The sequence below is a fragment of the Amycolatopsis sp. NPDC104587 genome, from assembly GCF_055583645.1.
Genome location: NZ_JBVJNO010000014.1, coordinates 297,589 through 311,310, shown reverse-complemented (window position 1 = coordinate 311,310; position 13,722 = coordinate 297,589). Strand labels below are relative to the sequence as shown.

General features: G+C 72.5%; 8 protein-coding genes and 1 pseudogene. 3 read left to right on the top strand and 6 right to left on the bottom strand.

Translation table 11 applies throughout. The features are described from left to right. The first annotated feature begins 108 nt into the window (after positions 1-108). Both ACZ61C_RS37275 and ACZ61C_RS37270 read left to right on the top strand, forming a co-directional pair. Positions 109-702 (top strand): M15 family metallopeptidase, encoded by a 594-nt coding sequence (locus ACZ61C_RS37275; RefSeq protein ID WP_465312607.1) that lies wholly within the window; start codon positions 109-111, stop codon positions 700-702. A gap of 228 nt (positions 703-930) precedes the next feature. Next, on the top strand, positions 931-5,496 hold the full coding sequence (locus ACZ61C_RS37270; RefSeq protein ID WP_465312606.1) for an RHS repeat-associated core domain-containing protein: 4,566 nt from the start codon (positions 931-933) through the stop codon (positions 5,494-5,496). A gap of 4 nt (positions 5,497-5,500) precedes the next feature. On the opposite strand, the gene ACZ61C_RS37265 is transcribed toward ACZ61C_RS37270, so the two are convergent. Then, complete coding sequence (locus ACZ61C_RS37265) at positions 5,501-5,752, bottom strand: hypothetical protein (protein ID WP_465312605.1); 252 nt, start codon at positions 5,750-5,752, stop codon at positions 5,501-5,503. Between the two features lie 51 nt (positions 5,753-5,803). Between ACZ61C_RS37265 and ACZ61C_RS37260 the strand changes: the two genes are divergently transcribed. Beyond that, positions 5,804-7,657, top strand: coding sequence for a glycoside hydrolase family 9 protein (locus ACZ61C_RS37260; RefSeq protein ID WP_465312604.1), 1,854 nt, complete (start codon positions 5,804-5,806; stop codon positions 7,655-7,657). 12 nt (positions 7,658-7,669) lie between these two features. Here the strand turns inward: ACZ61C_RS37260 and lepB are convergent. The 5 genes and pseudogenes from lepB to ACZ61C_RS37235 all read right to left on the bottom strand — a co-directional run. After that, positions 7,670-8,401: pseudogene (gene lepB / locus ACZ61C_RS37255) on the bottom strand (signal peptidase I); the annotation flags it as partial. 34 nt (positions 8,402-8,435) lie between these two features. Next, entirely contained in the window at positions 8,436-8,765 is a 330-nt protein-coding gene (locus ACZ61C_RS37250; protein ID WP_465312603.1) for a nuclear transport factor 2 family protein, read from the bottom strand. A gap of 78 nt (positions 8,766-8,843) precedes the next feature. Further along, positions 8,844-9,869: a S1 family peptidase gene (locus ACZ61C_RS37245; RefSeq protein ID WP_465312602.1), complete on the bottom strand. Its 1,026-nt coding sequence runs from the start codon at positions 9,867-9,869 to the stop codon at positions 8,844-8,846. Positions 9,870-10,173: 304 nt separating this feature from the next. Then, entirely contained in the window at positions 10,174-11,130 is a 957-nt protein-coding gene (locus ACZ61C_RS37240) for an NlpC/P60 family protein (RefSeq protein ID WP_465312601.1), read from the bottom strand. Further along, positions 11,127-13,457, bottom strand: a complete 2,331-nt coding sequence (locus tag ACZ61C_RS37235; protein ID WP_465312600.1) for a CapA family protein — start codon at positions 13,455-13,457, stop codon at positions 11,127-11,129. Before ACZ61C_RS37235 ends, ACZ61C_RS37240 begins: the two co-directional genes overlap by 4 nt. Positions 13,458-13,722: the final 265 nt, after the last annotated feature.

Here is a 13,722-nt window from a genome sequence, read left to right as displayed (position 1 = left end):
CCCCCCCCCCCCCCCCCCCTCCCCCCCCCCCCCCCCCCCCCCCCCCCCCCCCCCCCCCCCCCCCCCCCCCCCCCCCCCCCCCCCCCCCCCCCCACGCCGGGCCAGACCGTGGAGCTCGCCGCGCCGGCCAACAGCGGGCTCCGTCCCTTCATCGCCGTCATCAAGCCGGTCACCGCGCAGCGGCTCGCGTCCAGCTGGCACGAGGGCTGCCCGGTCGGGCCCGACCAGCTGCGGCTGGTGAGCCTGACCTTCTTCGGCTTCGACGGCGCGGCGCACCAGGGTGAGCTGGTCGTCAACGCCGACCGCGCCGTCGAGGTCGCGTACACCTTCGCCGACCTGTACTTCGGCCGGTTCCCCATCGAGCGGATGGAGACCGTGGAGAAGTACAACTCCGACGACGACGCCTCGATGGCGGCGAACAACACGTCGGCGTTCAACTGCCGGGCGATCACCGGGGGCACCTCCTGGTCCAACCACTCCTACGGCCGCGCGATCGACATCAACACCGTGCAGAACCCGTACATCTCCGGCAGCGGCGCGGTCTACCCGCCCAACGGCGCGCCGTACGTCGACCGCACGCAGCGCGCGCCGGGCATGATCCACGCCGGCGACCCGACCGAGCAGGCGTTCACCACCCGCGGCTGGACCTGGGGCGGGTCCTGGGACACCCCGATCGACTACCAGCACTTCGAGAAGCCCTGACCCTCGGGAAAAGCCCAGTACCGCCGCCGGGCGTAGCTTTCACGTGAAAGCTGCGCGAGCTGACGGGGCTCGGGGGGAAGCGTCCAAAAGGACATCGTGGGTGTGCGATCGGGCAACCGGACCGGAGGTCCCGGCGGCCGGCCCCGGGGGATTGGTAGCTTGGGAAACGATCTCGGGCCGGCCACGGTGAGCCCGTGACTGTCTCTGCGACGAGGATGGTCCCTTCCCATGAGCAACCCGCTGGTCGCGCCGACGCAGGACTCGACGAAGGCGTACTCCGGGATCTCCCTGCTGGAGACGGCGAACGACCTGAAGTCCGCCATCGAGAGCGGCGACTGGGCGTCGGTCGCGATGGGCGCGGTCGGCACGGCCCTCGATGCCCTCTCGATGGCCATGGACCCCTTCGGCGCGATCCTCGCCGCCGGCGTGGGGTGGCTGATCGAGCACGTCGGCCCGCTGAAGGAGGCGCTCAACGGCCTCACCGGCAACGCCGACGAGATCGCGGCCCAGTCGCAGACCTGGAAGAACATCGCCGGTGAGCTGCAGAGCGTCGGCACCGACCTCGGGGACATGGTCAAGGCCGACCTCCAGTCGTGGACGGGCCCGGCGGCCGACGCCTACCGGCAGCGCTCGCAGGACACCGTCACCCTGCTGGAAAGCGCCCAAAAGGGCTGCGAGGGCGCGTCCAGCGGGGTGAAGACCGCGGGCGAGGTCGTCGGCGCGGTCCGGTCGCTGGTGCGCGACATCATCGCCGAGCTGGTCGGGCACCTGATCAGCTGGGCGCTGCAGGTCGTGTTCACCCTCGGCATCGGCCTGACCTGGGTCGTCCCGCAGGTGATCGCGGCGGTCGCCAAGACGGCGTCCAAGATCGCCGACCTCGTCACCCGGCTCGTCAAGGCCCTCAAGGCGCTCATCCCGCTGCTGAAGAAGGCCGGCTCGCTCTTCGACGACGCCGCGAAGGCGTTGAAGGGCCTCAAGACCGGCGGCAAGGCGGCCCCGCCGCCGAAGGCCCCGAAGATCGACGGCACGCCGAAGGCACCGGAACCCAAACCCAAGGGTGGCGGGAACGGCGACAGCACCACCACCTCCGGCGCGCACGGGGACCCGCCGAAGAACGACGGGCCGCCACCCAAGAACGACACCACGTCGCCGTCCGGCTCGGGCGCCAACGGCGACGGCACGCCCGGCGGCTCCGGCGGCGGCCACGGCAACGGCTCGAACGGCTCGCCCGGCGGCAACGGCAACGGCACCACGCCGTCGTCGAACAAGCCGGACAACCCGCGCGACACCGCCCCGGGCCCCGACAACCGCGTCTGCAAGGACGACCCCGTCGACGTCGCGAGCGGCGAGGTGATCCTCGAACAGCGCGACCTCGAGCTCGGCTCGCTCGTGCTGGCGCGCACGCACGTGTCGACCTACCGGGCGGGCCACTGGTTCGGCGTCTCCTGGTCGTCCACTGTGGACCAGCGGCTCGAGGTCGACGACGAGCACGTCTGCTACTTCTCGCCCACGGGCATGATCCTCGTCTACCCCCGCGGTGAGCAGCTGCCACTGGAGGGCGCGCGCTGGCCGCTGACCCGGGACGGCGACACGTACACCCTGACCACCGACGACACCGTGCTGGAGTTCTCCGGCACCGGGCGGGTGGTGCCGCTGCGCGCGTTCGAGGGGGAGCAGCGGGTCGAGGTCTTCTACGACGACTTCGGCACTCCCACGCTGCTGCGCCGTGACGACGGCGTCCGCGTCGCGCTGCGGACCCGGCGTGGCCGTGTCACCGAGCTGGTCGTCCTCGGCGAAGGCCTGCCGGACGTCACGGCGCTGCGTTTCGACTACTCCCCGCAGGGCCACCTGGCCGCGGTGACGAACTCCTCCGGGCAGGCGCAGCGGTTCGAGTACGACGAGGCCGGCCGGCTGACGGCGTGGCGGGACCGCAACGACGTCCACTACGCCTACACCTACGACCACCTGGGCCGGTGCGTCCGCACCACCGGCGACGGCGGTTTCCTCAGCGGCGCCTTCACCTACGGCGACCGCGTCACCCGCCACACCGACTCGCTCGGGCACGTCACGGAGTTCCACCTCAACGACGCACACCAGGTCGTGCGCGAGGTCGATCCGATCGGCGGCGTGACCCGCTCCGAATGGGACCGTTACGACCGGCTGCTTTCCCGCACCGATCCGCTCGGCCGCACCTCGCGCTACGGCTACGACGAGGACGGCGAGCCGGCCGAGGTGCACCGCCCCGACGGCTCGGTGGTGCTGCTCGAGGGCGCCACGATCACCGTCCACAGTGGAGAGACCAGCTGGCGCCGCCGGTACGAGGACACCGCGCCGGACCCGCGCACCACCCCGGTGGGCGTCGCGACGTCGATCTCGCTGGGCGGCGATGACGAGCCGCCCGCTCCCGAGGGGGTGGAGCCCGACCAGTTCGGCCGGCCGACGGCGGCCGGGGCGGTCGCGCTGAGCTGGACCGTCGAAGGCCGCCGGGCCGGGCGGGTCGGGCCGCGGCAGGAGCGGGCTTTCTGGCGCTACGACGGGGAAGGCAACGAGACCGAGCACGTCGACGAGCTCGGCCGGGTCACCCGCCGCGAGTACGGCCCGTTCGACGTGCTCACCGCCCTGGTCGAGCCCTCGGGCGCGCGGACGGTCTACGGTTACGACACCGAGCTGCGCCTGACCTCGGTGACCAACCCGCAGGGCCGCACCTGGCACTACCGCTACGACGAGCTGGGCCGCCTGCAGGCCCAGACGGACTTCGCCGGACGCACCCGCACCTACGCCTACGACGCGGCCGGGCAGCTGGTCCGCGCCACCGATCCCGCCGGGCTGGTGACGACCTACCGGCACGACCTCATCGGCAACCTCGTCGAGGTGCGCGCGCCGGACCGCACCACCACCTACCGCTACGACCCCGTCGGCCACCTGGCGCACGCCGCGAACGGCGAGTCCACTGTGGAGTTCGAGCGGGACGCGCTGGGCCGCGTCGTCCGCGAGACCGTCGACGGCCGCAGCGTGACGTTCGAGTACGACGAGTCGGGCTACCTCCACCGCCGCACCCCGGGCGGCGCCGAGAGCACCTGGTTCTTCGACGACCTCGACCGGCCGGTCGGGCTGCTCGCGGGCGGGCAGGCGATCGTCTACCGCCACGACACCGCGTCCCGCGTGGTCAGCCGTCACGACGGGGCGGCCCAGCTCGGCCAGACCTTCGGCGGCAACGGGGAGCTGCTCGGCCAGACCGTCGTCGCCGGGAGCGTCCCGGTGCAGCGGCGGTCGTTCGGCTACCAGGCGAACGGGACGCTGTCGGCGCTGCGCGACGACGTCGCCGGCGCGACGACGGTGACCCGGGACGTCGCCGGGCGCGTCGTCGGCGTCACCGCGGCGCACGGTCGTGAGGAGTACCGGTACGACCCCACCGGCACGTTGCTGCCGCCCGCGGACCTCGCGGTCACCGAGGACGGCTATGGGCGGCGGGTCGCCCAAGGCGCGCTGAGGTTCACGTGGTCCGGCGACCGCCTCACGGCCGCGGCCACGCCGGACGGCACGGTGTGGCGCTACCACTACGACCCGCTCGGCCGCCGCATCGGCAAGACCCGCCACGGCGCCGACGGCAGCACCGCCACCACGATCTACACCTGGGACGGCACGACGCTCGTCGAGGAGGCCGGCCCCGGCCGGGTCGTGACGTGGGACCACCTGCCCGGCACGGTGACGCCGGTCGCCCAGCGGGAGCGGGACGCGCAGGGCACGCGGGTGCGCACGTTCGTCACCGACGCCGTCGGCACCCCGACCGACCTGCTCGACGAGCGCGGCGGGCTGGTGTGGACCAGCCGCCGCACCGCGCACGGCCGGGAGCTGACCGCGGCGCCGACACCGCTGCGGTTCCCCGGCCAGTACGCCGACGCCGAAACGGGCCTGCACTACAACGTCTTCCGCTACTACGACCCGGCGACGGCGCGGTACCTGAGCCAGGACCCGCTCGGTCTCGAACCGGGGCCGGACCCGTACGCCTACGTGCCCGACCCGTACGCGGAGTTCGACGCGCTGGGCCTGATGAACTGCTCCACCAGCTCGCAGTCCGCGGGCGGGGGTGCTCCGCAGACCCCGAGGGGCGGGCACGACGCCGGCAACACGGGCGGCAGCACTCCCAAGCCGAAGCCGGAGCTCGGGCCGAACGGCAGGCCCATCGTGCCGCCCAAGCCGAAACCGAAGCCGAAGCCGGAGCTCGGGCCGGACGGCAAGCCGATCGTGCCGCCCAAGCCGAAACCGAAGCCCGACACGCCGGCCGCGCCGGAGCCGAAGCCGGACACCCCCGGGCCGTCGCACCCGAAGCCGGACTCGGGCGGCGCGCCGGGCACCGCGGGCAACCCGGCGCCGACGCCGCCGCCGGGCAAGGCCGACTTCCACCAGCCGGGCCCGGGCGCGCCGAGCAAGCTGCAGGGGGAGTACACGTTCAAGCCGGAGCCGCAGAAGATCAGCGGCAGCAACTACGGCGACGTGACCCCGATGCAGGAGCACGTCTTCCAAGGCGTGATCGACGACAAGATCGCGAAGTGGAAGCAGGACGGGCTGATGGACACGCCCTTGGACGTCAAGGTCTACTACCCGCCGGGCTCCAACCAGCTCAAGCTCGCCGGCGACGGCCACCACTCCTTCGCCGCGGCGATGGAGAGCGGCCGCCCGATCAACCTCCAGCTGTGGAAGCAGCCCGGTGGTGGCTTGGCCAACCCGCAGACCAGCTGGACGAACACCACGGCGCTGCCGGGCGTGCCCAGGCCGGGGCAGTGGCAGAAGTAGCCGGTCAGGTCCGTCGCGGCCGGTAGCGCAGGGACACCAGGCCCGGGTCGGCGCCCGGGCCCGCGTCGAGCAGCTTCCGTGTGCTTGGCGCGTCCCCGGGCCACTGCCGGGAGAAGAAGTCGTAGGTCCGCCGGCCCATCGGCATCGCCGAGCAGCCGCGCCGCGCCGCCAGGGAGGCCGCCGCGCTGCCCGGGCCGGGAAAGGAATCGGTCCGGGCCGTTGACCGGTGCTCCGGTGGGGCGGTACTTTCCGACATGGTTAGGAAACTTTCCTAACCATCGGCCGCCGCCCTTGCCCCGGAGGACCCATGCGTCTCGGAACAGCGGCGGTCGCGGTGCTGGCCGCGGTCGTGTCAGTGAGCTTCCCACCCGCCGCGGCGGCGACCGCCGTCCGGATCCGGGTGGACCAGGTCGGCTACTCGACCGGGGAAACCAAGGCCGCCTACCTGATGGGCACCACGGCGAACGCCGGGGCCGCGTTCACCGTCGTCGACCCCGCGGGCCGGCCGGTGCTGACCGGCAAGGTCGGTGCGGGCACCGGGAAGTGGAGCTCGGCCTACCCGGCCGTCTACCCGATCGACCTCTCCGCGGTGCGGACGGCCGGCACCTACCGGATCAAGGTGGGGGACACGGTCTCGCCGAGCTTCAAGGTGGACACCGCGAGCGCGCTGTTCGCTCCGCTGGTCGAGGACACGGTGAAGTTCTTCCAGCTGCAGCGGGACGGATCGGACGTCGTCCCCGGCCCCATGAACCGCAAGGCGAGCCACCTCACCGACCGGACGGCCGCGGTCTACGACGTGCCGAAGTTCGACGACGAGACCATCACGGGGGAGCTGACGAAGACGGGCGCCACCGTCGACGCCTCGGGCGGCTGGTTCGACGCGGGTGACTTCCTGAAGTTCACCGCGACCACCTCCTACACGGTGGCCAACCTGCTGCTGTCCCAGCGATCCCACCCGAGCGCGTCGCTCGCCGCGGAGGCGCGGTTCGGCCTGGACTACCTCGACAAGATGTGGGACGCCGAGCACGGGGTCCTCTACGCGCAGGTCGGCATCGGCGTCGGCAGCACGAAGGACGGCTTTGTCGGCGACCACGAAGTGTGGCGGCTGCCGGAAGCCGACGACGCGCTCGACGTCAAGGCCGGCGACCCGGGCTACTTCATCAAGTACCGCCCGGTGTTCGCGGCGAACAAGCCCGGCGCGAAGATCAGCCCGAACCTGGCCGGGCGCGTGGCCGCGACGTTCGCGCTGGCGGCCCAGAACCTGGCGGCCACGGACCGGGCGAAGGCCACGCAGTACCTGACGACGGCGGCGGCGATCTACGCGCGCGCCAACACCGGCGGCGGCAGCATCGTCTCGGTCTTCCCGCACGGGTACTACCCGGAGTCGTCGTACCTCGACGACCTGGAGCTGGGCGCGACCGAACTGTCCCTGGCAGCCAAGGCACTCGGTGACAGCCGCGCCGCCGGCTGGGCGACCGACGCGGGCAAGTACGCGAAGTCCTACCTCGCCAGTGGTGACCAGGACTCGCTCAACCTCTATGACGTCAGCGCCCTCGCGCACGCCGACCTGACCGGCCTGCTGCGGCAGGCGGGCACGCCGAAACTGGCCGTCACCGAGGCCCAGCTGACCGCCGACCTGGCCCGCCAGCTGTCCGGCGGCACGGCGCAGGCGGCCAAGAGCCCGTTCCGCACCGGCGTCCCGGTCTCGCAGGGCGACGGCGCCACCCACGCGTTCGGCCTGCTGACCACGGCGCTGCTGTACGGCCGGCTGACCGGCAAGCACGACTACGACGCCTTCGCCACCCAGCAGCGCGGGTACGTCCTGGGCTCGAACGCGTGGGGGATCTCGATGATGATCGGCGAAGGCAGCACCTGGCCGAAGTGCGTGCACAACCAGGTCGCCAACCTCGCGGGCAGCCTCACCGGCTCCGGCGCGGTCGCGGTCGGCGGCGTGGCCAACGGCCCGACCGGCGCCGGCCAGTTCGACACCATCGACCCGCTGCCCGACGGCTACCGGGAATGCAGCGACCCGTCGTACAAGACGTACGACTCGACGACGTCGCGCTACCTGGACAACATCCTGACGTGGGCGACCAACGAGCCGGCCGACGACTACACCGCGACGGGCACGCTCGCCCTCAGCCTGACCGCGGCCGGCTGAGGATCAGCGCGCGGTCACGGTGTTCCAGCGCGACGGCGGCAGCACGATCAGGCGCACCTTGCCGATGACGTCCGAGACGGGCACGGTGCCGTTGAGACCGCCACCGCCCTGGCAGCGCGAATCACACGAGTTCCCGCGGTTGTCACCCATCACCCAGAGCCGGCCCGCGGGGACGGTGACCGGGCCGAACGTCTGCCCCGGGCTGTCGGCGGGGAGCGGCCGGACGTACGGCTCGTCGAGCGGCTTGCCGTCCACCAGGACGCGGCCCTGGGGATCACAGCACTGCACGGTCTGCCCACCGACGGCGATGACCCGCTTGACGAAGTCGCGCTCGTCCGGCGGGGCGAAGCCGACCAGCGACCCGGCTTCGCGCAGCGCCTTGGTGACGAAGTTCGCCGGTTCCGGTGGGGCGATCTCGTTCTCGGTCCACGACCGCGGGCCCCGGAACACGATGACGTCGCCGAGGGAGGGGCCGGTGAAGTCGTAGGTGACGCGGTCGACCAGCACCCGGTCGCCGAAGCAGCCGGTGCAGCCGTGCAGCGTGGTCTCCATCGACTCCGACGGGATCATGAAGACCTTGGCGACGAACTGCTGGATGAGGATGGTCAGCACCAGCGCGACCACCAGCAGGATCGGCAGCTCCTGCCAGAACGGCCGCTTCTTGCGCGCGCGGCGCCGCCCGGCCGGGCCCGGGTGCTCCCCAGGTGCGTCGGCGGCGGGGTCGGGAGAATCGGAGTCGGCCACGGCACCAGGCTACTGATCATGGCGCCGGGTCGCCTCAGCTGATGACGAGGCGGGTGATCAGGCCGTCGCTGATCCGGATCTCGAAGGTCCCGTCGCCGTTGAACCGCCGGCTGGTCACCGTCAGGTCGACCAGATAGTCACCTTCGGCCTCACCGGGCCGGACGCCACGGAGCTCGAACCGCGCGCCGACACCGATGTTGTCGGTGGAGTTCCAGCTCGCGGCGCCGTCCTTCCCGCGGAACTCGCGGCCCCAGTCGTTGAGGTAGGCGTCCTCGCCGAAGGCGTCGACGAACGCGGCGTCGTCCCCGCGGTTGGTCGCGTCGATCATCCGCTGGACGGCGGGCGGCACGGCGGTGTCGGTCATGACACCATCCTTCCCCGATCCGCGGGCACACGCGAACCGTGGCGCCGCCCCACCGGGAGCGGCGCCACGGGTGGCGCGTCAGGCCAGGGTGAGGCCGTAGGCGGAGAGCTCCCGGGTCAGCGGGTAGAAGTAGCTGACCGTGGTGTTCCCGCCGGACAGGGTGCCGAGACCCTTGGAGCCGTCGTACGCCGGGCCGCCGGAGTCACCGTGGTCGGTGTGGGCGGTGGTGCCGAACTCGTGGTTGAGGACGCCGACGTCGAAGTTGACCGACTGGTCGACCGACGTCACCTGGCCGGTGCCGCCGCCGGTGGTCGAGCCCTGCTTCGAGATGCGCTCGCCGACCTTCGGCGCGGCCGCGCTGGTGATGGCCTGGCCGGTGTTGATGCGGCCGGGACCGGTGCCGTTCGGGCGGGTCAGCAGACCGGAGTCCGCGCCGGGGCAGTCGCTTTCGACGACCCGGGCGCCGCTGACGTCGCCGCCGCTCCAGGTGCCGCCGAGGTTGGTGCAGTGCCCGGCGGTGAGCAGGTACGGGGTGCTGCCGCGCTTGACGTTGAAGCCGAGCGAGCAGCGGCCCTGGCTGTTCTGGATGGCGTCGCCGTCGGCGATGTACAGCTCCAGCTTGCCCGTCTGGTACTCGACGCGGGCGCTGTCGCCGTACTGCTTCGCGGCGGTGGTGACCTTGTCCGCGGTGGCCTTCGTGGCGGCCGAGAAGATGGTCACCACGACCTGGTTGGTGGAAGTGTCGATGCCCCAGGCGGTCTGCGGCACGTTGCGGACGTTGTCCAGAGCCTCCTTGACGCCGGTCAGGGCGGCGAAGGTGTGCGCGACCTTCTTGGCGGTGAGCCCGGCCGCTTCGACCTTCTTGGCGTCGGCGTCGGTCGTCACGTTGACGATCGCCTTGCCGTTGTCGAGGTAGTAACCGCCCGACGCGGCGCCCAGCGCGCCGGTCACCTGGTCGGCCTGCGCCATCGCGTTGCTCTGCGCGAGCGTGAACGCGGCTTCGGCCGACAGCGGCGCGGCGTGGGCGGCCGGCACGCACAGCGCGCACGCCAGCGCGGCCGAGGCGAACGCGGTGAAGCCGGCGAGTTTCTTCCGGGAAGTCATCAAAATCCTCCGGGACGTCTTGGGGGAGAAGACTGGCGAGAGGGGAGTGTCACGGTGGAACACCGCGAGACGATCCAGCTTCCGCGAGGGCGGCACCACCGACGAAGGTTTGTTTCCCACCGAACGGTCAGTGGTAAATCCCCCAAACGGGACACGGTGGGTAAAAACCACACGGAAAGGTCCGACGAAAGTCGGCCGGGTCCGCGCCGGGTCGTGCTCGGGCGAGCCGCTTGGCCTGCCGCAGCACGGGTTCCCGCTCGAGACCGGCCCGGCGATCACGCGTGGCCCGTCGGTGACGAGCGGGTCAGAGCCGCCGGGCCAGCCGGAAGACACGGGCGAACACCCCGGTCCCGGTGAGCACCGACGCGCCGTTGGTGTCGCCCATCGTCGGGCCGTTGTGGAACTTGCGGCGGGAGACGAACCGCGGCTGCCCGGCCGAATCGAGGCCGAGGTAGATGCCGGAGTGGTCGAGCACCGGGCCGTCTTCGGGGTCCAGGTCGAACAACAGCAGGTCGCCGGGCAGCAGCCGGGCGAGCTGGGCCGCCGGGGGCGCGGCGCCGGTGTCGGCGACGACGACCGTGCCCGGTCCGGCTGTCGCGATGTCCCCGACCTGCCGGGGCAGCCGCCCGGGGGCCGGCTCCCGCCCGAGCGGGTAGCCGGCCCGGTAGCCGAACACCATCCGCAGGAACCCGCTGCAGTCCAACGCGTCCTTGTGCAGGGCATCGGGCTCCTGCACCACACCGTCGTCGTAGGTCCAGGGCACCCCGAGGTAGTCGACGAAGTCCGAGCCGGTGACCCGTTTGCCGCCGACCACCGGCCCGAAGAAGGCGCGGCCGGCGTAGCGGACCCCGGCGCCGGTGACCAGGTCCGGGGTGTCTCGGCGGTACTGCATCGCGAGGTCGAGGACGTCGGAACCGTCGTCGGGCAGGCTGCCCGCCAGGGTGTTCGCGAGCCACGCGCCCAGCTCGCCGTCGGTTTCCCCGCCGAGGTGCCAGGCCCGCGGGGCGAGGCGGACCCGGTCCTGGGTGGACACGGTCGCGGTGGTGGCCGCCGGCTCGGCGAACGTCCGGGCGGGGCTGCGGAAGACGGCCGTCCGGGCGCCGTCGGTCAGGGTCGCGACGGTGACGCCGGCGCTGTTCACGACGAGGGTGCGTGCCGGGTCCGCGGCACGCTCGTAGTGGTACGCGGGCGGGGCCGCCTGGGCTGGAAGTCCGAAAAGGACTGCCAGTGCGGCGACGGCCAGTGACAGCAAGGGTTTCATGGTTGCGGCTCGGCTTTCAGTTCACTGAAGACGGCGTTCGCGGGAGTGCCACCCGGATTGCGGACGTAGTCGTAGGGAGCCCATTCGGGCGGCAGCCCGGCGACCGGCCGCCATTCGACGAGCTCCAGGTCGTCGACGTCGACGAGCCCGGTTCCGGGGCCCGCCCCGGCGTAGAGCAGGGCCATGTTCGCCTGGACGCCGTCGCGGTCGAGGTCGGCGGGGGAGAGGTCGGCGGAGATCTCGTGCCAGGCGCCGTCGGCCGGAACCGCGACTGTGCGGTCCACCGTGCGCAGGAGCCGGGAGTCCGGGGCTTCGGTCGGATCGCTGTCGTCGAAGTGGTAGGCCGCGACCCGCAGCAACGCCGTGGTCCCGGCCGGCGCCCGCACCCGGGCGCGGACGCTGTAGGTGGGCTCGGGGTCCAGCGGGGAGCCGTCCGGCGCCTGCTCCCGGTGCCGGGGCAGCGTGACCCGCGCGACCGGGTGCGCGGGCCGGCCGCCGGCCCGCAGGTGGCCGGCCGCGCCGAGGGCGCCGCTCCCGACGACTGGCCCGGCGCTCGCGGGCCAGTGCGTCGCCCCGCTCGCGACCCCGTCGGCGGTGTTGTCTTCGAAGTGCCCCCAGCCGAACAGGTCACGGCCGACCGCCAGGCCCGGCGGCCCGCCGGGGTCCGGGCGCACGAGCCCGCCGCCCGGGACGGGCGCCTCGCGGTGCGCCGGAACCGTGACCGCGACCCGCTGTTCCGGGGGCGGGTCGGCGGTGATCCGCGCGGTGCCGTGGTCGAACCGGAACTGCGCCGGGCGGGAGTCCGCGTCCCGCGTCATCGGCGTGGTCACGACGCTCCGGTCCTTCGCGCGCTGGGTCTGCGCGTCCCGCAGGCCCGCGGCCCAGACACCGTTCACCGTGCGCCGGGCCGCGGCGCCGGTGGCGACCGCGGGCCGGTAGCCGTCGATCTCGACCGGCACGAGCCGCGCTTCGACGAGCCGGTTGCCTTCCCAGACCGTGCGCAGGAAGGCACTGGAGAAGGTGGCGAGGAAGTCCTGGTCGAAGACGAAGTTGCCCATGCTGTAGGCGATCAGGTGCCCCTTGTACCACTCCATTCCCTGCAGGACGTGCGGGTGGTGGCAGATGACGATGTCCGCGCCCGCGTCGATCGCGGCGCGGGCCATGTCCCGCGCCGGTTTCGCCGAGGCGGTCTGGAACTGGAACCCGGAGTGCAGCTGGACGATCGTGAGCCCGCGTTTCGCGGCGGTGATCTCGGCGGGGGACGTCGCCGGGTTCCACGGCGCCGGGCCGCTGTGCCCGCGTCCGGCCACCCAGTCCTGCAGCTCGGGGTAGACCAGGGTGAGCGAAGTCCACATCGGACCGGATTCGGCCGCGGTCAGCTTCGGCTCGAGCTTTTGGTACAGGCGCCAGGCGTCGCCGATGGTCCGGGCGGCGTCGGGCACGCGAGAGCCGAACCGCCAGTGGCGGAGCTCGTGCTGCCAAGCCTCGGCGCCGGCGCCGGTGTGGGGATAGCTGTTGTTGACGAAGCTGCCGTCCACACTGGTGTAGGACAGCATCGTCACGTCCGTGCCGTGCACCTGCGTGTGGTACGCCGGTTGCGGCCGGTCGCCGTCGGCGAGCCCGACGATCGGGAAACCCGCCGAGGTCAGGGTCTTCGTGGTGTCGGCCACCCCGGTGTCCTGGAGGTCGCGGGTGTGGTTGTTGGCCAGCGACGGGACGTCGACGCCGAGCCGTTCGAGCCCTTCGGTCGTGGCGGGCGGTGACTGGAGGATGAACCGCTTGCCCGGGTACGAAGCTTCCGGCGGGGCGGAGCTGACGACCGTCTCCAGGTTGACCGTGCGCAGGTCGCCGAGCCGGAACGCGGGGGCCACGGCCGCGACGACGTCCGCCGCGCCCCGGGCGGCGTCGGCGCCGGGGATCAGCGGGGTGCCCGGGGCGTCCTGGTAACGGCGGCCGAACATGACGTCACCCGCGGAATGCACGGCGAAGCGCTTTCCGCCGTGGTCGGACAGCAGCCGCACGGGCACAGTGCGGCCGACGTCCGCCAGTCCGAGCGGGACGGGTTCGGCGAGGAACCCCGGGGCGGACACCACGGCGAGCGCGGGGCCGCTGCCCAGTGGCACCCGGGCGAGACCCGCGCTCGAAGCCCGTCCGGTGGCGCCGTCGGCGGCCACGGTGGCCGCGACCGGCGCACCGGCCTCGTCGGTGACGGACACTGTCGCGGTCGGAGCGTCGGGAGTGCTGGACTGGCCCGTGTCCTCGAAGCTCGAGTACAGGACGGCCGCCGAAACGACCACAGCCATCAAGAAGGCGCTGAACGTCTTCACGTGATTCCCACCGCTGCGCTCCACCCGCTCGACGTTGCTGAGGGGACAACTCCACTGAGTCCAGTGCGCTGCGGCAGGCGAGCACTCGATGCCCTCTGTTGTAACTCATTCACGAGATGCTTGTCCAGGTCTCGGACCGAGTTAGTTAAAGAACTTTACGAACAAAACCCCGGACCTGGGGGGGGGGGGGGGGGGGGGGGGGGGGGGGGGGGGGGGGGGTGGGGGGGGGGAAGGGGGGGGGGGGGGGGGGGGGGGGTGTGGGGCG

What these genes read in the sequence shown, in the direction of transcription:
- ACZ61C_RS37270 (WP_465312606.1), top strand. Translation starts at nt 931, where the DNA reads ATGAGCAACCCGCTGGTCGCGCCGACGCAGGACTCGACGAAGGCGTAC.
- ACZ61C_RS37265 (WP_465312605.1), bottom strand. Translation starts at nt 5,752, where the DNA reads ATGTCGGAAAGTACCGCCCCACCGGAGCACCGGTCAACGGCCCGGACC.
- ACZ61C_RS37260 (WP_465312604.1), top strand. Translation starts at nt 5,804, where the DNA reads ATGCGTCTCGGAACAGCGGCGGTCGCGGTGCTGGCCGCGGTCGTGTCA.
- ACZ61C_RS37250 (WP_465312603.1), bottom strand. Translation starts at nt 8,765, where the DNA reads ATGACCGACACCGCCGTGCCGCCCGCCGTCCAGCGGATGATCGACGCG.
- ACZ61C_RS37245 (WP_465312602.1), bottom strand. Translation starts at nt 9,869, where the DNA reads ATGACTTCCCGGAAGAAACTCGCCGGCTTCACCGCGTTCGCCTCGGCC.
- ACZ61C_RS37240 (WP_465312601.1), bottom strand. Translation starts at nt 11,130, where the DNA reads ATGAAACCCTTGCTGTCACTGGCCGTCGCCGCACTGGCAGTCCTTTTC.